19 protein-coding genes are annotated in these 20,284 nt (G+C 48.6%); 1 reads left to right on the top strand and 18 read right to left on the bottom strand.

From position 1 onward, the window contains the following. Nucleotides 1–178 precede the first annotated feature (178 nt). From M662_RS08710 to M662_RS08645, 14 genes are all read right to left on the bottom strand, one after another. Entirely contained in the window at nucleotides 179–1,099 is a 921-nt protein-coding gene (locus M662_RS08710; protein WP_008639187.1) for a cell division protein FtsQ/DivIB, read from the bottom strand. A gap of 606 nt (nucleotides 1,100–1,705) precedes the next feature. Then, nucleotides 1,706–2,803: a stage V sporulation protein E gene (spoVE, locus tag M662_RS08705; RefSeq protein WP_008639186.1), complete on the bottom strand. Its 1,098-nt coding sequence runs from the start codon at nucleotides 2,801–2,803 to the stop codon at nucleotides 1,706–1,708. 64 nt (nucleotides 2,804–2,867) lie between these two features. Further along, on the bottom strand, nucleotides 2,868–4,211 hold the full coding sequence (murD, locus tag M662_RS08700) for a UDP-N-acetylmuramoyl-L-alanine--D-glutamate ligase (protein WP_026577511.1): 1,344 nt from the start codon (nucleotides 4,209–4,211) through the stop codon (nucleotides 2,868–2,870). Continuing rightward, nucleotides 4,208–5,194 carry a phospho-N-acetylmuramoyl-pentapeptide-transferase gene (gene mraY / locus M662_RS08695; RefSeq protein WP_026577512.1) on the bottom strand — a complete coding sequence of 329 codons (987 nt, stop codon included), beginning with the start codon at nucleotides 5,192–5,194 and terminating at the stop codon, nucleotides 4,208–4,210. The genes murD and mraY overlap by 4 nt, the downstream gene beginning before the upstream one ends. A 39-nt stretch (nucleotides 5,195–5,233) precedes the next feature. Continuing rightward, nucleotides 5,234–6,592, bottom strand: coding sequence for a UDP-N-acetylmuramoyl-tripeptide--D-alanyl-D-alanine ligase (locus M662_RS08690; RefSeq protein ID WP_026577513.1), 1,359 nt, complete (start codon nucleotides 6,590–6,592; stop codon nucleotides 5,234–5,236). Continuing rightward, nucleotides 6,589–8,064 (bottom strand): UDP-N-acetylmuramoyl-L-alanyl-D-glutamate--2,6-diaminopimelate ligase, encoded by a 1,476-nt coding sequence (locus M662_RS08685; protein ID WP_008639177.1) that lies wholly within the window; start codon nucleotides 8,062–8,064, stop codon nucleotides 6,589–6,591. The genes M662_RS08690 and M662_RS08685 overlap by 4 nt, the downstream gene beginning before the upstream one ends. 43 nt (nucleotides 8,065–8,107) lie before the next feature. Further along, nucleotides 8,108–10,030 (bottom strand): stage V sporulation protein D, encoded by a 1,923-nt coding sequence (locus M662_RS08680; RefSeq protein WP_008639175.1) that lies wholly within the window; start codon nucleotides 10,028–10,030, stop codon nucleotides 8,108–8,110. Between the two features lie 87 nt (nucleotides 10,031–10,117). Next, a complete protein-coding gene (locus M662_RS08675) occupies nucleotides 10,118–12,265 on the bottom strand; it encodes a penicillin-binding protein (RefSeq protein ID WP_008639174.1) in 2,148 nt (715 codons plus the stop codon). 21 nt (nucleotides 12,266–12,286) lie between these two features. Further along, nucleotides 12,287–12,658: a cell division protein FtsL gene (gene ftsL, locus M662_RS08670; protein ID WP_008639173.1), complete on the bottom strand. Its 372-nt coding sequence runs from the start codon at nucleotides 12,656–12,658 to the stop codon at nucleotides 12,287–12,289. Next, entirely contained in the window at nucleotides 12,655–13,635 is a 981-nt protein-coding gene (rsmH, locus tag M662_RS08665; RefSeq protein ID WP_008639172.1) for a 16S rRNA (cytosine(1402)-N(4))-methyltransferase RsmH, read from the bottom strand. The genes ftsL and rsmH overlap by 4 nt, the downstream gene beginning before the upstream one ends. 21 nt (nucleotides 13,636–13,656) lie before the next feature. Continuing rightward, on the bottom strand, nucleotides 13,657–14,088 hold the full coding sequence (gene mraZ, locus M662_RS08660) for a division/cell wall cluster transcriptional repressor MraZ (RefSeq protein ID WP_008639171.1): 432 nt from the start codon (nucleotides 14,086–14,088) through the stop codon (nucleotides 13,657–13,659). A 162-nt stretch (nucleotides 14,089–14,250) separates the two neighbouring features. Then, complete coding sequence (bshC, locus tag M662_RS08655; protein WP_026577515.1) at nucleotides 14,251–15,876, bottom strand: bacillithiol biosynthesis cysteine-adding enzyme BshC; 1,626 nt, start codon at nucleotides 15,874–15,876, stop codon at nucleotides 14,251–14,253. A 158-nt stretch (nucleotides 15,877–16,034) separates the two neighbouring features. Further along, the gene (locus M662_RS08650) at nucleotides 16,035–16,418 is read right to left on the bottom strand and encodes a DUF3397 domain-containing protein (RefSeq protein WP_008639169.1); all 384 of its coding nucleotides are present in this window, start codon (nucleotides 16,416–16,418) and stop codon (nucleotides 16,035–16,037) included. After that, the gene (locus M662_RS08645; RefSeq protein WP_026577516.1) at nucleotides 16,411–17,289 is read right to left on the bottom strand and encodes a 2-dehydropantoate 2-reductase; all 879 of its coding nucleotides are present in this window, start codon (nucleotides 17,287–17,289) and stop codon (nucleotides 16,411–16,413) included. The genes M662_RS08650 and M662_RS08645 overlap by 8 nt, the downstream gene beginning before the upstream one ends. A 158-nt stretch (nucleotides 17,290–17,447) precedes the next feature. Between M662_RS08645 and M662_RS08640 the strand changes: the two genes are divergently transcribed. Continuing rightward, nucleotides 17,448–17,936, top strand: coding sequence for an N-acetyltransferase (locus M662_RS08640; RefSeq protein ID WP_008639167.1), 489 nt, complete (start codon nucleotides 17,448–17,450; stop codon nucleotides 17,934–17,936). A 103-nt stretch (nucleotides 17,937–18,039) separates the two neighbouring features. Here the strand turns inward: M662_RS08640 and M662_RS08635 are convergent, their stop codons facing one another. The 4 genes from M662_RS08635 to M662_RS08620 form a co-directional block, all read right to left on the bottom strand. Next, nucleotides 18,040–18,522 (bottom strand): RsfA family transcriptional regulator, encoded by a 483-nt coding sequence (locus M662_RS08635; protein WP_008639166.1) that lies wholly within the window; start codon nucleotides 18,520–18,522, stop codon nucleotides 18,040–18,042. Nucleotides 18,523–18,586: 64 nt separating this feature from the next. After that, complete coding sequence (locus M662_RS08630; protein ID WP_026577517.1) at nucleotides 18,587–19,339, bottom strand: enoyl-CoA hydratase/isomerase family protein; 753 nt, start codon at nucleotides 19,337–19,339, stop codon at nucleotides 18,587–18,589. Nucleotides 19,340–19,444: 105 nt separating this feature from the next. Further along, entirely contained in the window at nucleotides 19,445–19,618 is a 174-nt protein-coding gene (gene rpmF, locus M662_RS08625) for a 50S ribosomal protein L32 (RefSeq protein ID WP_008639163.1), read from the bottom strand. Between the two features lie 48 nt (nucleotides 19,619–19,666). After that, a complete protein-coding gene (locus M662_RS08620) occupies nucleotides 19,667–20,188 on the bottom strand; it encodes a YceD family protein (RefSeq protein ID WP_008639161.1) in 522 nt (173 codons plus the stop codon). Between the last annotated feature and the right edge of the window lie 96 nt (nucleotides 20,189–20,284).

Below are 20,284 nucleotides of genomic sequence, written 5' to 3'. Positions count from 1 at the left end.
TTAGTAATTTCTGGACAAAAGCAGCCTGTGCAGCAGAACGTCCGCCGAGAAGGAATGCCCCCCGTCCACACAGCCGTGATGTTAAGGACAGATATACGCGGTATGGACTTGAAGGGCGGGGAATGAAAACACCGCAGCGACGCGGGTTCAACCCCTCCCCTACTCTCTTCGGAAGAACTTATTGTATCGTGGAAGCTTGGTCAGATTGTTCCGACCCCGGAGCGCTTTCAGACTCACCTTCCCCGCCATCTGCTTCCTCCGGTTCAGGAGCGACTTCATCCGGAATCGCAGGCTCTTCAGGTGCTGTCTCTCCTGTCTGTGTCTCTTCCTCCTCCGGGCCTTCCTCTTTGTCAGAGGATGAGAATTCCTCGAAATAGGCGCCGACTCCGATATGTATGACACCTTCTGCGCCGTCCTCCAATTGAGAAACGATGGAAGGATAAGCAGGCATCTTATCAGAGAAATTACGGATGGAAGCCTGAACCTGGAAACCGTCATTCATGTAAAGACGGATCTGGTAAGGATTCCCTTCCTCCGGTTCCCAGTGTATTTCGGAAATCAGACTGGACACACTGGACGGAAGCTCCTTCAATTCCTGGGACATCTCTTTCAAATACGTTTCTTTTGTGAATCCGGCCAGAATCGGTGCATCCCCACCAGGATAAGCGTCGGAACCGTCCAGCCTCGTCCCATTTTCCAAAATCGCGTAATACTTTCCATCCTGCTGAACATATCCGATACGCTCTGCCTCTGTCACGTCAATATGGACAGTATTCGGGAAACGGCGGTCCACCGTCGCCGACGTGACTTGTTTATGACTTTCAATATTCTTCTCTGCTTCTTTGTCGTTCACTTTCCAGTAATTCGTGTTTGTACTCAGCTTCGCAAGCTCCATAATCTTCTCTTCAGGCACATGATCATTGCCTTCCACGACGATATTTCGAACGTTGCTGAGCGGCGACTGGAGATAGATGACCGTCGCAATCAGCAAAAATAGAATAGTCAAATACACAATCAATCGACGATTGGCTTTCTTTCGCCTCGTCTGCTTCAGTTTTGGTATGCGATCTTCTATGGAAACCACTTTTCTCTCTTCCATAACGGGCATTTCTCCTTACTCCCAGACACCCTTTCGATGCTCTATCTAGCTGTCGGAAAGAATGATATTCCTTGATATGTGTCGATGTTCAATACACCTATCCATTGCCATTATATCACAAAAACGGTGCACGAGATTGAGAGAGTTTTACTAGTTTGCTAGCAAATTTCATACAAAAAAACAGCCGAATCGGGAGATCCGGCGTCCATTCGCTAAAATGGTTTACCCATATACAAAAAACTCTAAACGAAAAATTAAAGGATTATGTAAAAAAGCTTACATTAAAACCTAATTATAGTTTACAGAAGAAAAATATGGCTCTATTACGGCTTGTTTTTTGGTTCGTTCGAAACGGTCGGAAAGTTATGATCCGAGGCTCTCCTATCCGACAGCCGGGATGGAAGTGCCGTTTATCCGTGAATTCATGAATGGACGTAGACCTTGGTACACAGGGCTTTCGTTCCGTAAATGACCGGGGAGCGGAGCAACGGGATGCTGTTACCTGTACAAAAATGAAAAAGCACTGCCATCAGGCAGTGCTAGGGGTCGGGAACACTCAAGGAGAATCCTATTTGGAATTTCACCTGTTGCTTTACAAAGATCAGGTTATTTTGCCGAGTAGCGGCTTACACTGAGCAGCAGGCCGAGAGCTGCAAGGGTCAGCGTAAGGGACGAACCTCCATAGCTTACCAGAGGGAGGGTGATGCCGGTAACGGGAATCAGGCCGGTTACTACACTCACATTGATCATGACCTGTATGGCTATCATTCCAACGATACCAAGAGCAAGCAGCGATCCGAACAGATCCGGTGCATATAAGCTTGTCCGAATCCCCCTCCACAGCAGAATGAAGAACAGGCTGAGAACAAGCAGTCCACCGAGAAAACCAAGCTCTTCTGCAAGCACAGCAAAAATGAAATCCGTCTGAGGCTCCGGCAGATAGAAAAATTTCTGCATACTGTTACCAAGCCCTAAGCCGAGAAGTCCGCCCGGTCCAATGGCATACAATGATTGAATGATTTGAAACCCAGCACCAAGCGGGTCTTCCCAAGGATGAAGAAACGCGGTGATCCGTTTAATCCGATAAGGGGCAGAAGCAATCAACCCGATCATGCCAGCCGCACCGGCCGCGGCAATCCACATGAAGTGGCTGACTCTTGCACCAGCTGTGAACAGCATAACAAGGCATGTCCCGACCATGACGACACCTGTCCCTAGATCCGGCTGGAGCATGATCAAAGCAAACGGAACGAGAATGAGGGCAAGACTCGGAAGAAAGCCTTCTTGAAAGGAGGCCATCTTCTTCTGACGCTCGGATAAAAAACGGGCCAGGAATAAGATCAAACCGAGCTTCATGAATTCGGAGGGCTGGATACTGAACATCCCGACACCAATCCAGCTCCGGGCGCCGCCGCGCACCATCCCTACTCCGGGAATAAGGACGGCGATAAGGAATATGAGACAGATGACCAGGATAACTTTCGCGTGTCTGTGCCAGACATAATAAGGAATCCGCGACAGTACTGTCATGGCTATGAGGCCGGCTGCCGCAAAAAGAATCTGCCGCTTCGCAAAGAACCAGGGGTCGTCAAACTTATATTCCGACCATATACTCGAAGAGCTGTACACCATGATGATACCAATCGTCAATATACCGAGGATCGAGACTATCAGCCATAAATCCGGCTTCTTTTGTTCTTCCATACAAAAAAGCCCTACCTCCCATCTTAGTGGAAAACAGGGCTAAAGCTTGTCGCATAAGCCCTTATTAGAGCTTATGCACCGCTTCTATAAACATGTCGCCTCTTTCTTCGAATGTGCGGTACTGATCCCAGCTGGCACATGCTGGAGACAGCAAAATTACATCTTCTGCTTCGGACTGCCGGTAAGCTTCATGGACGGCTTCTTCCATCGTATCTACCTTCCCAACCGATTCAATCCCGGCATCTTCAGCCGTCTTCATGAGCAGCTCTGCCGTCTCGCCGAACACGATCATCGCCTTCACTCCCCCGAGGTAAGGCAGAAGTGAGTCGAAGCTGTTCCCGCGGTCCAGCCCTCCGGCGAGAAGGATGACTGGTTGTTGGAAGGACTTCAACGCATAGGAAGTCGCAAGGATATTGGTCGCCTTCGAATCATTATAAAACAATCGGTTCTCTTTCTTTGTGACGAACTGCAACCGATGCGGGACGCCTGCGAATGTACGGAGAACTTCGATGATGGCCTGGTTCCGAATACCGTTAACCTTCACGCAGGCGACAGCGGCTAATATATTCTGCAGGTTCTGCTCCCCGACAAGCACGATTTCCGAAAGCTCTATGACCGCTTCTTCTTCAAAGTACAGATGCGTGTCATCCACCCAGGCTCCCTTCCCTTTTTCTTTCAGTGAAAACGGCACGAGCTTCGCTTTCGTCTGTGAAAGGAAGGCCTGAATCCTTTCATCATCGGCATTGTAAACGAGGGTATCCGCTTCCGTCTGATTCCTGGTGATCCTCGCTTTCGCTTCATGATAATTGTGAAGCGTATGGTGGTAATCGAGATGCGCTTCATACAAATTAAGCCAGACAGCGATATCCGGACGGAATTCTTCTGTTCCAAGCAGCTGGAAAGAAGAAAGTTCGGTCACCATCGTTTCATCGGCTTCTGTGGAACGCGCTACTTCACAGGATACGTGTCCGATGTTGCCGGCTAGGGCGACCTTCTGCTCGTCTGCTTTAATCATTTCATGAATCAGCGTCGTAGTCGTCGTCTTCCCGTTGGATCCTGTGACTGCTACGAGCGGTCCTTCGTGCAGCAATCCGGCGAGCTCCACTTCTGTTACAACCGGCATCCCTCTCTCCACCGCTTCTGAAACAATCGGATTTTCATAAGGGATTCCCGGATTCTTGATCAGGTAATCAACACCATCCAGAACGGACAGCGGATGCCCTCCAGTAATCACTTCTGCTCCTGCTTCAATTAATGCACGGACTTCCGTACTCTCCGGATCTGCCTTCAAATCGTTAACCCGTACCTGCACACCGCTGTCCAACAACAAGCGGGCCGCAGCTGTTCCACTCTTTGCTAAACCTAAAACTAATACATGCGTATAGGAAAATTGCTTCAACGTCTTCATCGGAACATCACCTCAATATAAATACCAATAACAGCAAATAAAAGCCCCACTGTCCAGAATGTCGTTACTACACGCCATTCAGACCATCCCTTCAGTTCATAGTGATGGTGCAGCGGACTCATGCGGAAGACCCGTTTGCCGGTCGTTTTGAAAGAGATGACCTGAATAATAACGGACAACGTTTCTAAAACGAATACGCCACCGATAATAACAAGGATTAATTCCATTTTCGTAAGAATGGCAATGATTGCGATGGCTCCACCTAAGGCAAGCGAGCCGGTATCTCCCATGAATACTTTAGCCGGATGGGCATTAAACACCAGGAATCCAAGCAGGGCTCCTACGACCGCCAAAGAAAAGAGCGTGACTTCGACATTCATATCTCCTGTCCAGGCAAGGATGGCGAATGCTCCAAAAGCGATGGCTGCTGTACCCGCAAGCAATCCGTCCAGTCCATCCGTTAAGTTAACGGCGTTGGAGGCACCGACAAGCATGAACAGAATTAAGATGGCGTAACCCCAGCCGAGATCAAATTCCACGGAAGTTCCAGGAATGCTGATATAGGTAGGGAATCCGGAGTTGCGTAAAATGAAATAAACGACCAGAGCAATAATGATCTGGCCGAGCATCTTCTGCTTGGAAGTAAGGCCGAGATTGCGCTTGAGAGCGACTTTAATATAGTCATCCAGGAACCCGAGCAGTCCGTACCCCACAAGGACAAATAGCAGGATGAACAATTCCGCTCCATTGGAATCCGGATGGAAGACTGCACTTGCAATCAGCGTTGTTGCAAGAACGGCAACGATGATCATGACTCCACCCATCGTCGGTGTTCCTGATTTCTTCTGGTGGGATTCAGGCCCCTCGTCTCTAATGGCCTGCCCGAATTTTAATCGTCTTAAAAATGGTATGATCATCGGCGAAATCACGACGGTGATAGCGAATGAAATTGCCATAGTAATTAGTAGTATGTATTCGTTCATTAGTACGTTTCCTCCTTAAGCATCATCATCGCCTGTCGATCAGTCTACAAGATCCGTCAGCAGCTCTTCGAGTTTCATCCCACGGGAAGCTTTAATGAGAACTACAGTATCAGCAGTCAGTAACGAACGCACATGATGACTTAACGCTTTCTTTTCTTCAAAGTGTTTAGTTTCCATATCCGGATATTCCGCCCGTGCGGCGTCGGAGATCTGTTTGGCGTGGGCGCCGATGGTGAATACGGCTGAAATCGATTCATCGATGGCGTCTGCCACACTCCGGTGGAGCATCTCTGATTGATCTCCCAATTCAAACATATCACCTAATACTAACACTTTTTGGGTTTTTGATGTCAAATCTTTAATAACTTCAATGATGGCTTTCATAGACGTCGGGGACGCATTGTACGCATCATTTATAATAAGAGACCCTTCCGGACCTTCATGTTTTTCAAAACGCATGGCAGACATCTGTATGCGGCCGAATCCATTTTGAATTTGTTCTTTCGTCAACCCGAGACGCTCGGCGAGGGCAATGACAAATGTGGCATTCTTCACATTATGTTTCCCGGCCATAGGCAGCGTATAGGTGGATGCACCAACACGGAACGTCGTGTCATTATCGGAGGACGACTCAATTACGGCTTGATAGTCACAGTCATCACCAAATCCGCAGCTGATTGTTCCTTCCTCCTGTTTCTTGTGTTCAAGCAGCGGTTCGTCACCGTCCAAAATCAACGATCCTGTCCGGGAAAGTCCCTCCGTGATTTCCAGCTTCGCTTTTGCGATGGCTTCTCTCGATCCAAGGTTTTCGATGTGAGACTCCCCGATGTTCGTAATGATGGCGTGATCCGGTTCTGCAAGATTGGATAAAACGGAAATCTCCCCTGCCCGGTCCATTCCCATCTCCAGTACGCATGCTTCCGTCTCAGGGTCCATAGAAAGGATGGTCAGCGGAAGCCCGATATGATTGTTAAAGTTGCCTGCCGTTTTATGCGTCCGGAAACGGGTCGACAGCACGGCTGCGACCAGGTCTTTCGTAGTCGTTTTTCCATTTGATCCCGTTACACCGACGATGACCGGGTCCACCTTCTTCAAATAGTAGTCTGCAACATCCTGAAGCGCTTTGGTCGTATCGTCCACGAAGAACAACGGGAAATCCGTCGGTACAAGGGCAGGAACCTCTACGTCTTTCTGCCACACTGCTGCGACAGCCCCGTGTTTGATCGCATCACCAATGAATCGGTGGGCATCGAACGATTCGCCAACGATAGGAACGAACAGGCTCTGCTTCGCTTCTTTACGGGAATCGGTCATGACGGATTCAATACGGATGCTGTCTTTGGACGCTCCTTTATTGTTCGGATACAGTTTCGATAGTTCTACCACTTCTAGTATCATGTTGGATGCTCCTTCATTTCTCTTAGTATCTGTTTTGCTGTCTCTCCATCATCAAATGGATGGCGGACACCGTCCATTTCCTGATAAGTCTCATGACCTTTACCTGCAATCAGGACGATGTCGCCTTGCTTCGCCTGCTTCAACGCTTGCTTTATGGCTTCTCTCCGGTCTTCAATAATGGTATAGTTCCCCTTCAAACCGATCGTCATGTCATGAAAAATCTGTGCCGGTTCCTCCGTCCTCGGATTATCATTCGTAAAAAAGACAAGGTCCGCGTTATCCACACTAAGCCTGGCCATGAGGGGACGCTTGCTTCTGTCACGATCCCCGCCGCAGCCGACTACGACGATTTTTCTTCCCTGACATATTCCATCCAGAGTTTGAATCACGTTTTCAAGGGAATCCGGGGTATGGGCATAATCAATGACTACGCCGAAATCCTGCCCCTCCCGTATCGGTTCAAAGCGGCCCTTCACTCCCTTACTGCTGCCGAGAGACTGCTGAATGGTCGCAAGAGGGATGCCAGACAACACAGCTACCCCTGCCGCCGCCAGCATATTGTATATGCTGAACATCCCCATCATAGGGCTGTCGATCCTAACGTTTCCAATCGGTGTAATCAACTGAAACTGCGTGCCCGTCTCCTTCAGGACATAATCCTTCGCCATGACATCCGCCCGCTCGTGGATGCCGTATGTGAGCAGTGCCTGTGAGGTCGATCGGATGAATTTTATCGCAGATGGAGAATCTTTATTAATGACGGCAAATTTCTCACGTCCCTTATTATACCCATTTCCTAATTGTGCGAACAATAGGGACTTAGCACGAAGGTAATCGTCGAAATTGTCGTGATAATCAAGATGATCCATCGTCAAGTTTGTAAAGACAGCGATATCGAAATCACAGCCGTACACCCGCCCCTGATCCAGTGCATGCGAGGATACTTCCATGATTACCTGATCTACTCCTTCTGCACGCATATCGGATAGATACCTTTGGAGCGTAAGTGCATCCGGAGTGGTATTCTTTACAGGGAAGACTCTGTCTCCTATCTTCACCTGAATGGTTCCGATAATCCCCGTTCTCTGTCTGTGAAGCCGGAACATCTCTTCAAGAAGGTACGTGATCGTCGTCTTCCCGTTGGTACCGGTGATGCCGATAACGGGAAGGAAATGAGAGGGTGTCTTATAGAAAGCACACGCCATCATAGCAAGTGCCCGTGACGTATCGTTGACGAGCACGACAGGCACATCTGTATCCGTCACTTCTTCCGCTACGATCACTGCGGCCCCCTTTTGAACCGCTGAAGCTATGTAACGGTGTCCGTCTGCCTCCACCCCGCGGATAGCGATAAATACATCGCCCTTACAGGTCGTCCGCGAATCCATGGACAAACCCTTGACCTCTATATCTGCAACCGGCTGAGTCGTTTGATAGAAAGGAAGAAACTGTAGCAGCTCACTCATTTTCATACACGTCACCCTACCTGCATGCAAATTTTATTATAGCGTAAAATCAATTCCCCATATAGACACGAACCTTCGAACCGCTCTCTACTTTCACACCCGGTTCCGGTGACTGCGTGATGACTTCCTTACCGTCGCCGCTTGCCTCAATTTCTAAATTCAAAAGCATCTGCCCCAGTTCTTCTTCGTCCATTCCGATGATATCAGGAACTTCCACGAGTGGTTCCTCCGGCCACGCATATTCTTTTTCCAGGCCATCTTTCCTCGGTTTGACCCCCATCGCACGCAGACTGTCGCCCATAATGCTGCCAACAATCGGGGCAGCGACGACTCCGCCGAATTGAACCGTGTCCTTCGGGTTGTCGATAGCAAGGTAAACGACTAATTCTGGGTCGTCAGCAGGAGCAAAGCCGATAAAAGAAACGATGTGATTGTTCTCCATATATCTGCCATCCGGACCTACCTTCTGGGCGGTACCCGTTTTTCCTCCGACGCGGTATCCTTCAACGTAAGCCCCTCTCCCCGTTCCTTGTGCAACGACGCTCTCAAGGGCACGTCTGATTTCTGCAGACGTCTTCTCGGAAATGACGCGCTCCTTCATATTCGGTTCATTTTTCTCGAGGATGTCGCCGCTGACAGGATCACGCCATGCTTCCTGAATATACGGTTCATAATAATAACCGCCGTTCACTGCGGCCGCAACTGCCATCGCCTGCTGAATCGGTGTGACAGATACCCCTTGTCCGAAGGCTGTCGTAGCCTGCTCTACCGGCCCGACGTTCTCTTCCTTAAAGAGGATTCCCTTTCCTTCTCCTTCGAGGTCGATGCCGGTCTTCTCACCAAAGCCGAAACGATGAATATATTCAAACAAGCGTTCTGTGCCAAGACGCTGTCCCAGCTGTACAAAACCCGGGTTACAGGAATTCTGTACCACTTCGAGGAACGTCTGATCGCCGTGGCCTCCGCTCTTCCAGCAGTGCAGGGTCGAGCCGTCGACATTGATTGATCCGGAATCATGGAAGTGCTCGTCATCCAAATCGACGAGATCCTCTTCCAACGCTGCAGCAAGCGTAATGATCTTGAAGGTCGATCCGGGCTCGTACGTACTCCAGACAGGCAGATTCCGGTTATATACTTCCGGTTTGACCTCTTGATAATTCGCCGGGTTGAAATTGGGACGGGACGCCATCCCAAGCACTTTGCCGGTATCCGGATCCACCGCCAGCGCTACGGCTCCATCCGGATTGTATTTCGCCTGTGCAATATCAAGTTCCCTCTCGATGATGGACTGTACTTTGTAATCGATTGTCAGCTGAAGATCCTTGCCATCCTCCGGCGGGCTGTATATGTCCGCCATATCCGGCATTCGTTTCCCTTTCGCATCGGAGAAAAAGGACAGCGCGCCCTTCTCCCCTTTCAGTTCTTCATCATAATAAGCTTCCAGCCCGAGCAGCCCCTGGTTATCGATGCCGCTGAACCCAAGCACGTGCGAAAGAAACGAACCATGAGGATAATAACGCTCCGAATCCTTTGCTACATAAACCCCCGGAAGCTGCAGGGACTGAATGGCCTCCGCCTGCTTTTCCGATATCTTGCGGCCTTCCGGATGAATCCGTTCGATTGACGTCTTCTTCGTCACGTGACCAAGCGCCTTCTCTACATCCATATTCAGAATTTGAGCCAGATCTTTAGCAGTCTTGTCCGGATCCTTCACCTGTCTGGGTACAACCATGACCGTCGGAGCGGACTGATTCCCCACAAGCACTTCCCCATGCGTATCGAGGATCTCTCCCCGCTCCGGCTCGAACGTAATATCCCTGCTCCACGATTCTTCCGCTTTGGAGATCAGGAAATCACTTAAGAAGAACTGTACATATCCAAGTCTCCCTGCAATGACAAAAAAAATAACCATTCCCACAAGAAAAACAGTGACTAACCGTTTCTTTACGATTACTTGCGATACTCGTCTCATCTCTTAAACTCCTTTGAAAAGTCGTTAGAGTCAGCTTGTATCACTATATGCAATCAAGAAACGATTAGAACACTGCCTGGAATGGTGTTACTCAGAGGCCGGAGGGGAAAGTTCCACCACCAGATAGCCTCCTTCTTTTATTGGTGAGCCTGCCGGTATGCTTTGTTTTTCAACATATCCATTACCCATTGTTTCAATATTCAGTTTGAAATGCCGCGCAAGACGCTGGATATCCCTGATGGAATAACCGGTCAAGTCAGGCATCTTCGGCTGATCCGTGACGATCATGATCTTTTGGTTCTCTACCACTTTCGTACCGGGTTCAGGTAGAACGGCTGTCACTTTACTGCCATCGCCGATGACTTCCACATTTTCGAAAGTCTCTTTCAGTTTGCGGGCCGCTTCATCTGCCGGCTGGTCTGTGACATCAGGCAGGGAGAGCGGGGTCATAGGCTCTTCTACTTCTTTATCCGGCTTGATATCCATATAATGCAGACTGTTCTCCATGACCGTCTTCACGATATAGGAAACCGGCTCCGATCCAAGTTCCGTCGGTTCAAGGTCCGGCTGCTGGACAGCGACATACATAAGAAGTTCCGGGTCTTCTTTCGGTGCCATTCCCATGAAGGAGAAAACGTAATTGTTTCTGCCTGTAAGATAGCCTTGGCCGGGTTCACTTATTTGTGCCGTACCAGTCTTTCCAGCTAACGAATAGTCATTCAGCTTGAACGACTGACCCGTGCCGTGCTCGGAAGTGACGACGGTTCCGAGCAGATCTCTCATCTGTTTCGCCGTATCCGGGGAAATCGGTGCTCCGATTTGTTCCGGTTTATTTTCTTTCACGACCTTGCCGTCCTCACTGGAGGTGATTTTCGAAAGAACGTATGGTTTCATCATCTGACCATCATTGGCAATCGACGTCGCCGCCGTCATCAGTTGGATCGGCGTGAACGTCGATCCCTGTCCAAAGGCTGTCGTTATCTGCTCGATCGGACGATCGAATACGATTCTTCCGTTGCTTTCATTCGGAAGGTCGATCCCCGTCTTCTTATCAAGGTGAAAGTCAGAGAAATATTTACGAAGTTTCTCCGGTCCCAGCACATCGTACGCAAGCTTGGAAGCCGCCACGTTGGATGAACGCTGGAAGCCTTCATCATACGTTATGGACCCCCAGCCGTTCCGGTTGTTATGGTCCCCGATGACAGGCGAGTCTTCCGTCACCTTGTACGTCCCTGACTTGAACATGTCACTTCCTTTATAGACGCCTGCTTCAATCGCACTTGCCCAAGTGAACATCTTTACGGTCGACCCGGGTTCAAACGGGTTGGAAATCATGTCGTTATACCAGTTGTCTACATCTCCGATTGCGTTCGGATTGTAGCTCGGTCGGTTACTCATCGCGAGGATTTCGCCCGTTTTCGGGTCCATTACCGCCGCCATGATTTTCTTAGGGTTGTACTGCTCATCCACTTCCGACATCGCATCTTCCAGGAATGTCTGAATCTTCTGATCGATCGTCAAGTAGACTTCGTCCCCGTTTTCCGGTTCTTTCATCACTTCATTCGGATTCAGCAGCTTCGTCCCATACTTATCCCGCTCGTAACTGATTTCGCCCTTCGTCTCTTTCAAATACTTCTCCATCTGCTTTTCGATGCCGGTCACACCGGATATTTCCCCTTCCGATGTCCGGGCAAAGCCGATGATATGAGAAGCGAACATCCCGTTTGGATAATAGCGCTTCGCTTCTTCTGTAAAGTTTATGCCACTTATGTCAAGATCCTCAATTTCTTCCTTTTTCGCCTGTGAAAGATCACGGCCCTTAGAACCGAATTCGATTTGGAACCGATCGTTTTCCTGGCCGTCTACGATTTTCTCCTTAATTTCACTCGCATCCATCTCAAGAATCGGAGCAAGCTTCTCCGCTGCTTCATCCACATCCTGCAGATGGTTCGGCTCCGCGGAATTTATGGAATAATCCGGATCCAGAATCGCATAGATCCGATAAGTCGGACGGTCGTAAGCAAGAACCATCCCGTTCTTATCGTAAATCTTGCCTCGTGTTGCATCGATATCATAGGTCGTCTTCCGCACGTTCTCCGCCCACTTCTTCAAGTCCACCCCTTCGACTTTCGGAGCCGTTTCAATATATAAGAAACGACCCGCGATGACGAGGAACAGGACTCCAAAAGCCAACAGAAGCAGGGCGGCGCTGCGATTGGTTTTCTTATTCTTCATCACGCATCACCTGAGTGAGAGTCACTCATCGGAAACCTTTCCGGCCTGTTTTACTTTGGCGTTTTGGATATCGAGCCCGTTTTCTTTAGCAATACCCAGTATACGGTCCGGGTTACTTAATTCTTTGACTTCATAGGCAAGATTCTCATTGACCGATTCCTGTTTCGAAATGTTTTCCTCGAGACTGCGGATGTCTCTATTGAGAGAATCCGTAGAGGAGGAGAACTGAACAAGGAATACAGAGGCGGCGATGACGACGGCACTGGAAACGGAATACAACACTTTCTCTCCTGTACTGATCCACTTCTTTTTATGTACCTTTACTTTCACCTGCTTCTGTTTATCAGGCTGATGTAAAGGCTGTCTTTGTCTTCTTATTTGCTCCGCGCTCATGTTTGCTTCCACCCTTCATTGAATTCAAAATCCTTATTCCAAGGTTTGACTTTCTCGACGATTCTTAGTTTGGCTGAACGGGAACGGCGATTCTCTTCAAGCTCTTCCTCTTCCGCCACAATAGGCTTTCGGCTGACGAGATGGAAAGGTGGCTGTTTATCCTCCGGTATCATTGGCAGATTTTTCGGAAGCGGCGGATTCGAACTCCACTTCTTGAATGCCTGCTTACACAAGCGGTCTTCAAGAGAATGGAATGTGATGACAGCGATTCTGCCGCCGACGCTTACGGAACGCGCTGCCTGATGAAGGCTGTCCTGAAAGGCACCTAATTCATCATTGACCGCAATACGAATGGCTTGGAAAATCCGTTTAGCCGGGTGTCCGCCTTTTCTTCTTGCGGGTGCAGGGATTCCATCCTTGATCAATTCCACCAGTTCTCCCGTCGTTTCGATCGGTTTATCTTCCCTTGCCGCTTCAATTTTACGGGCGATCTGCTTCGAGAATTTCTCTTCTCCATATTTGAAGAAAATACGAACCAGATCCTCATATGCCCAATCGTTAACGACTTCTTTTGCGCTTAACGGGCGGCTTTGGTCCATCCGCATATCAAGCGGTGCATCCTGGTGATAACTGAAACCACGCTCTTCCACGTCCAGCTGAGGGCTGGAGACACCGAGGTCATAAATGATCCCGTCCACTTCAGGGATGCCCAATTCTTCCAGTTTTTCTTCCAGCTGTCGGAAGTTCGCATGGACGAACGTCACCCGATCTCCGTACGGCTCCAGTCTTTCTTTTGCGGCTGCCAGTGCAATCTCATCCTGATCGAAACTGATCAGCCGTCCTCCGCTTTCAAGCACGGATGCGATCGCTTCGGAATGTCCTCCACCACCGAGGGTGCAGTCTACGTAAATCCCTTTCGGATCGACAGCTAAATATTCAATGGTTTCTTTTTTCAATACACTATAATGTTCAAACATGGTTTCACTCGTTTCTGCTTGTCAGATATCAAAATCCAACATATTCTCTGCAATCTCTGAGAAGGATTCTTCCGATGCCTCGAAATAACTTTCCCATTCTTCATGACTCCAAAACTCGATTCGGTTGGAAACACCGATCACGACACATTCCTTTTCCAATGATGCATACTTCCGAAGTGTCGGGGGGACATTCACCCTCCCCTGTTTGTCCACTTCGCATTCAACAGCACCGGAGAAGAAGAAGCGGGTGAAGGCCCGGGCATCTTTCTTAGTAAGGGGAAGCTTTTTAAGCTTCTCTTCCAACAGTCTCCATTCATCCATAGGATAAGCAAACAAACATTGATCTAAACCCCTGGTCAGGACGAAGCTTTCGCCGAGATCGGGGCGGAACTTGGAAGGCACAATAATCCTTCCTTTCGCATCGATGTTATGTTGGTATTCACCCATGAACATAGAGTTCCCCCACCTTCTGATTTCACCTTACCACATCGCCCCACTTTTCTCCACTTACTTTTTATTCATTCTCTCCCAACAGCAAAAATCCTGCCTCGAAAGGCAGGATTTTAAAGGGTGGAAGCTATTTTTCTGTTCGTGGTAGAAAGTGGGTGACTTCCCCTACAAATATACGACAAAATGGTCCTGCTCAAAGCTCAGATGGTGTCTATTCAACCGGCTGAACAACTCCATCCCGTGCTGGTTGACCCATGGGAGAATGCTCCACACTCGTTCTTGAAGGCCCCCGGATGGATGAAGTGTGACATCGATGTCCGCAAAAAGATCCATTTCATATTGATGACGGTTTTCCATGGATTGGTGGAGACGCTTCTCCATATAATCGATATGATCCAGGATATATTGCAGGTTCTTCTCTGCAAGCTGCCCGAGATCTGTACTGATACCGGCAGATGTCTGTCGTAAAGGAGCATGCACACGGCCGATCTCTTCCTTTACTTGTTCAGACAGACGTCCAATCGGAGGCTGACTCATCGCGGCAAGCCAATTGACTTTCTCCCCGGCGACACCGTATCGGACAGCATGCTCAGCTGTGATCTGGAACTTCTCCAGGCTCTGCCCAGTCTTCTGGTCGACGAGTGTAAAGGACAGCCTCGGGAAGACAGGCGGCATACAGAGACCCGTCGCATCGAAGGCTGGTTTAAGGGCAGACCAGTAGTTGATTTCACCGGGACCACCGATAAAAGCAAGCACCGGGAATAACGACTCCTGCATCAACGGCCTTGTCACCACGTTGTTACTCAATTGCTGTGGAGAGTGCTCTGCTATGTGAAGCAGCTCCTCTTTCGATAAAGCCACTTCATTATTTTTCCCTCGGAACATCCCGTCTTCCTCCCGGTTAAGGAGAATGCGCTCTTTTCCCCGGTGGTAAAAGAGGTGAGCGTCATTGATTTCACTGTCCAGTAGTGTTTCGTAGCCGGCCTGGCGGTTCTTCTGAAGGACAGCATATACCCCCTGGGCAATTTCACGGTTGTGCTCAATCATATTCTTAAAATAATCCGACTCCAGTTCTCTCACTTCCGGGGCATGGGCATCGATCAAAACGATCCCCTCATCCGGGAACAAGCGATACACCAATCGAGCAAAGAAGTCCGTGTACGTCTTGGACTCGTTCAACTGACGGTCCATTTCCTTGAACAGATCCAGGGTATATTCGGTTTCCGGAATCATCTGAAAGACATCCTTCAGCCATTTACGCCCCTTCTCCTGATCGATGTCCAGTTCTGAAACCGATGCTTTCGTTTCCGGCATGTGGTCGATGGTCATCTTACGCATGTGGTCATCTTCTTTCATGAACACATGGTGGATTTCATCAAAGTCGTGGTCTTCCCCGGCGATCCAGAAAACCGGGACTACCTTCCGCCCCGTTGCTCTCTCGCTTTCCTTCGCCAGCTGCAGGACAGAGATGATCTTGTGGACGGAGTAAAGCGGTCCTGTAAGAAGCCCTGCCTGCTGTCCGGCTATGACAACGACACTGTCTTCTTCTTTCAGTTTCTCAATATTTTCCATAGAGGCGGCGGGCGCATCCCAGCGGGTATTCATTTCTGTCAGCACTTCTGCCAAGGCTTCCCGCTGATAAGGCTGTTTTTTCAGCCTGTCCAGTCTTGCCTGCCAGGTCGTATCTTCGAAAGGGTGGTACGCAAAACGGTCGGCTACCGCTTCATAATTCTGTTTATAATCCTGGAAGAACGCTTGCTTGGACGGTAATTGTATTGGGTCGATACGCATATCTATATGGCTCCTTTATTTGCTGAAGTTACATGGTTGAAGTATGTATCCTCTTGTATTGTACAAAAAACAGGAGGATACTTCACCTCATCTGTTTGGAGAAGATACGGAACCCGCGTTTCCAGGCGTCGTATCTCCGTATGGCTCCCCCCACCATATCAACTGAAGAACAGCCTGTCGACCAAGCCGAACAAGGACAAACCCATATACAGAACCATGAACAACAGGAAGCTTACCCGCCACAAGCTTCTCCACGCCCGTAAAAAGCGGACTTCCTCCTTCCACTTATACTGGGCAATGATCGATGCAGCAAATAATAACAGTAATAAGATGATGATGACAGATAAAAAGCTGCGGTCGAACAATACGATCAGAAGCACGTGGACAGCTAAGATGAAGACTGGTGCTGTGTAATTGGCCGTACGGTGGAGAGCCTTAAGCTTATAGCGGCTCATTTTGCGTGCGCATAAATAAAAGAGGACGAGAAACGGAATCGGCAGGGTCACGATTCCTGCAATGACATACACAAAAAGATCACTCATTCGTATTCCCTCCTTCCTCCCATTCTATGGCCCGGACAGCGGTAACGATGAACTCATGATAGGGAAGCGGCCGGGTGCCCTCTTCTAAAATATAGCCGGATATGGCATCCACTTCTGTCTGTCTCCCTTCCATAAGGTCAACAAGCATGGAAGAATGGTTGCTGCCTGTCTTCTCTGCGATCCGACATACCCTGTCCCATTCGTCCGGAAAAGAGAGAGAAAGGACGTCACAGGCTTCTTCACAGAGTTTCCGTGCTATATCGCTAAGATAAGGGTTGGTAAGCAGTTCTCCGTTTCTCACTTTAAAGACGGCGGTTACAGGATTAATGACCGCATTCACAAGAAGCTTTTTCTTCAGCATCGTCTCCGCCCGTCCCTCCAAATAAATCGGGAAATCCTCTTCCGCAAGCGCCTCAAACAGGCGGCGATATACCCCAAAGCCCTCGTCTGTTAACGGCGCTATTCGCATGACACCTTTCCCTGTGTGACGGACGGAGCAATCGTTTTCTTTCCTCGCTCCATGTTCCACAATTCCTGTAAAACACGGACGCGGATCGAGGGAAGCACGCCTATAGTGCGTCATACCGTTTTGCAGAAATAATAACGGGACACCGGCCGGGAGTCCATCATCCAACACATCCGGAAGATGATGCTGCTTTACGGTCAAAAGGATAAGGTCCACCTCCTCATCCAAGGAGCGCGAAGCCTTTACAGGGACGGGACTTTCAAGCGTATCGCAGGCAATTCCGTTCTTTGTCAACATTCTCCTTTGTTCTTCGCGCCGCACGATCATATGTACCTCGTGGTGTCTGCCCAGGTATGCGCCGGCGAGCAATCCGACAGCCCCGGCTCCAACTATTCCTATTTTCATGAATCCTCCCCATTTCTTCCCATTCTAATTCCCTATTGTAGCAGAATAGTTTCTGCTGGTGCAGTCGATTCTTGTCCACGAACCAATTGTTCATTTATTTCTGAATTTTTTTATATTATAATATAGAGAGATACAGATATAAGAAAGGGGATTCCATCATGACAACGAAAATGAAAGTCCAGCCGCTACTGGTCAATTATAAAACGCTGGAAGAATTCAAGAGGTTCAAGGAATATGGCAATCAGGAACTTACGATGCTGGAGGATCTTGAGAGCAATATTGTAGAGAATGACAGTGAATCACCATTTTACGGCATTTATCATGGAAGCGCTTTAGTTGCGCGGATGAGCTTATATCGTGTGAAATCGAAATATGACCATTACTTCAAGCCTCCTCAGGATTATCTGGAGTTATGGAAGCTCGAGGTGCTTCCTGACTATCGTGGTCTTGGATATGGAAAAGCGCTCGTAGAGTTCGCAAAAGGCTATGATCTTCCACTGAAAACAAACCCGCGCATTAACTCACACAGTTTTTGGGAAAAGATGGGCTTCCAAAAAGCCCATTACGATGTGGAAAGAGATCTTGGGGAGAACCCTCTTATCTGGCTTCCTTCGGGAGTCGAGGAGCGGCCCGCAGAAGAGAAATAAACGAAGAAAGGCCTCTACGCTGTTTGGTAGGGGCCTTTTTCATTGGCGTGTGTGCGGTAAATAGGAAGATAATAGAGAAGAAGTCCACGCTTTTATTAAATGATTACACGCCACTTTCACTTTTACGCTTTTCCTTCACCCAGTGGACGAGCTTATCCATCTCATTCCACGCCGCTTCCCATTGCTTGAGCTCTTCTCTTAACTTCTCGTTCGCTTCATTCAACTGCCTCAGCTGAACTTCGAGGCTTTCCTTGCCTTGTTCATCGTATTGTCTGCTTTTCATTTCCTTCAGAAAAGAAATAGCAGCATCAAGCGACATCGGCGTCTCGCCGTTTCCGGAAGCAGCCGTATACAGTGTACGTGTCGCTTTCCGGCTGTTTTTCGCTTCCTGGATTTCCTTCTGATACTGTTTACGGACGGTCGCATTCCACCTGAATCCGCATGCAGCGGGGGTTCGATGCAGCTTCTCCGCAACTTCCTGAAAGGCCTCGAGCTGTGTTTTTCCCTCTGTGATATATTTCAGTACCGTATCTGCAAGAAAGACGTCTTCCTCGTCCTTCCAGGCGTCTTGTCTAGGAGCATCCATAGCATCCCTCCTCTATCGTTTGCTTATAGTTATGCATAAGGGGGGATTGATAGAATCGCATTCCTCATCTTTTTCTCTCCCGGAATCTTCGGACCGCTTCTTTATGTTCTTTTGAGTCCCATAAGTCGGAACACGTCCGGACTTCTGCTTCCATTCGTTCCGCAAGCTCGTCTGCACCCAGCTCTCTGACATATTGTTCTTTCAACACCCTTAATTGTTTTATAGACTTGGCTGTAAAAGGGGCGAATAAGCGATCTAGGTTTACCATAATCTTTTTATGTAACCATCCATAATGATAAGCCTCTTCCATATCAAACATCGACGCTTCCATTAACCACCGGACGGCAGTTTCCGGACGAACTTTCTTGTATAACAAGACACCGCCGCCCCAGCCGGGGATGATTCCCAGACTTCCCTGAATAAATCCTGCTTTCGTTCCCGGAACCGCGTAGCGGAAATCACAAGCGGTGGCAATTTCACATCCCCCTCCTCTTGCATCTCCGTTCAGTAATGCGATGGTTGGTAGTGGGAACAGAGCGAGAGCATACAATACGTCCTTCATCGGGGACAACAGACGAAATGCCTCTTCCCCACTGATATCGCCGTGCAGTTCTTCCAGATCTCCTCCTGCACAGAAAGCCCTGTCCCCTGCTCCGGTCACAACAAGCAGTTTCAACGAACGATCAGCCGCGAGGTCGGTCAGTGCATCCAGCATTTCTTCCGCCATCTTCTGATTCACAGCATTTCGCTTCTCCGGTCGATTCATCGTGAGCACGGCAACGCCCTCCCGCTTACGCTCTACTAAAATATATGACATGTGTGTCTCCCCCTTTCTTACTAATGTACCAGAACAAGGAAAGAACAACAGGCTTATCCGCAAAAAAAAGAGCCTCGACCGAAGTCGAAGCCCTTTTCGATGAACTTAGTTGTTCACCACTTGTTTTCCGTTGTATTGTCCACAAGATTTGCAAACATGGTGTGGTTTGGAGTACTCACCACAGTTATCACATTTCACCATTCCTGGTGCGTGAAGTTTCTTGTGAGTACGGCGTTGGTTTTTGACTTTTTTAGACGTTCTACGCTTAGGTACTGCCATGTTGTACACCTCCTTTAAAATACGATTCTGAGAACCAGGAAGACTATCTTAGTCGTTCTCTTCTTCATTTAATAATGATTGCAGTTTAGCCAATCGAGGATCCACTTTCTTTTCCTCAGGTTCCTCTGTAACCACCTGCCAGCCTTTCCCCACCTGGGGAGCTGCTTCATGGGCCTCATCATCATCGGAAAAGACGCGAGTCGGAATCTCCAACTGTACATTTTCCTTGATATAAGGCGTTAAGTCAAGCACTTCTCCATTCACGGAATGAACTTCAGAGTCATCTTCTTCTGTATGGTAAGGTGACAGATTAAATGCCTCCAGAGCATTAATGTGAAATGGATAAGTCACATCAACTAACGTCCGGGCACAAGGCAACACCATTTCTCCATCGATTGAAAAAGTTACCGTTATATCATTTCCTTGAGTCATTGCTTGACCTTTGACATGAACAGGGGAAATCCTGCGAATGTCATTGTTCAATTCTGCTAATTCGCGAATATCTACGTCATCCTCAAAGTGGAAAGGTTCCTCACCTGTCCGCTTGAGTTTTTGTAGAGGAAATTTCATAGTTATCACCTCATGGCAACAAGAGTTATTGTAAAAGTATTTGGTTGATTTGTCAATATTTTTTCTTTACAGCATAGAACCTTCGAGTGATCCGTC

It is taken from the genome of Bacillus sp. SB49 (assembly GCF_000469135.2).
Lineage (GTDB): Bacteria > Bacillota > Bacilli > Bacillales > Halobacillaceae > Halobacillus.
Note: the sequence above shows the minus strand (reverse complement) of the source record. Positions and strands in the feature narration are given on the sequence as shown.

Bases quoted from the DNA above. Each gene is read 5' to 3' on its own strand.
- M662_RS08710 (WP_008639187.1), bottom strand. From the start codon at position 1,099: ATGGAAGAGAGAAAAGTGGTTTCCATAGAAGATCGCATACCAAAACTG.
- spoVE (WP_008639186.1), bottom strand. From the start codon at position 2,803: ATGGAAGAACAAAAGAAGCCGGATTTATGGCTGATAGTCTCGATCCTC.
- murD (WP_026577511.1), bottom strand. From the start codon at position 4,211: ATGAAGACGTTGAAGCAATTTTCCTATACGCATGTATTAGTTTTAGGT.
- mraY (WP_026577512.1), bottom strand. From the start codon at position 5,194: ATGAACGAATACATACTACTAATTACTATGGCAATTTCATTCGCTATC.
- M662_RS08690 (WP_026577513.1), bottom strand. From the start codon at position 6,592: ATGATACTAGAAGTGGTAGAACTATCGAAACTGTATCCGAACAATAAA.
- M662_RS08685 (WP_008639177.1), bottom strand. From the start codon at position 8,064: ATGAAAATGAGTGAGCTGCTACAGTTTCTTCCTTTCTATCAAACGACT.
- M662_RS08680 (WP_008639175.1), bottom strand. From the start codon at position 10,030: ATGAGACGAGTATCGCAAGTAATCGTAAAGAAACGGTTAGTCACTGTT.
- M662_RS08675 (WP_008639174.1), bottom strand. From the start codon at position 12,265: ATGAAGAATAAGAAAACCAATCGCAGCGCCGCCCTGCTTCTGTTGGCT.
- ftsL (WP_008639173.1), bottom strand. From the start codon at position 12,658: ATGAGCGCGGAGCAAATAAGAAGACAAAGACAGCCTTTACATCAGCCT.
- rsmH (WP_008639172.1), bottom strand. From the start codon at position 13,635: ATGTTTGAACATTATAGTGTATTGAAAAAAGAAACCATTGAATATTTA.
- mraZ (WP_008639171.1), bottom strand. From the start codon at position 14,088: ATGTTCATGGGTGAATACCAACATAACATCGATGCGAAAGGAAGGATT.
- bshC (WP_026577515.1), bottom strand. From the start codon at position 15,876: ATGCGTATCGACCCAATACAATTACCGTCCAAGCAAGCGTTCTTCCAG.
- M662_RS08650 (WP_008639169.1), bottom strand. From the start codon at position 16,418: ATGAGTGATCTTTTTGTGTATGTCATTGCAGGAATCGTGACCCTGCCG.
- M662_RS08645 (WP_026577516.1), bottom strand. From the start codon at position 17,289: ATGAAAATAGGAATAGTTGGAGCCGGGGCTGTCGGATTGCTCGCCGGC.
- M662_RS08640 (WP_008639167.1), top strand. From the start codon at position 17,448: ATGACAACGAAAATGAAAGTCCAGCCGCTACTGGTCAATTATAAAACG.
- M662_RS08635 (WP_008639166.1), bottom strand. From the start codon at position 18,522: ATGGATGCTCCTAGACAAGACGCCTGGAAGGACGAGGAAGACGTCTTT.
- M662_RS08630 (WP_026577517.1), bottom strand. From the start codon at position 19,339: ATGTCATATATTTTAGTAGAGCGTAAGCGGGAGGGCGTTGCCGTGCTC.
- rpmF (WP_008639163.1), bottom strand. From the start codon at position 19,618: ATGGCAGTACCTAAGCGTAGAACGTCTAAAAAAGTCAAAAACCAACGC.
- M662_RS08620 (WP_008639161.1), bottom strand. From the start codon at position 20,188: ATGAAATTTCCTCTACAAAAACTCAAGCGGACAGGTGAGGAACCTTTC.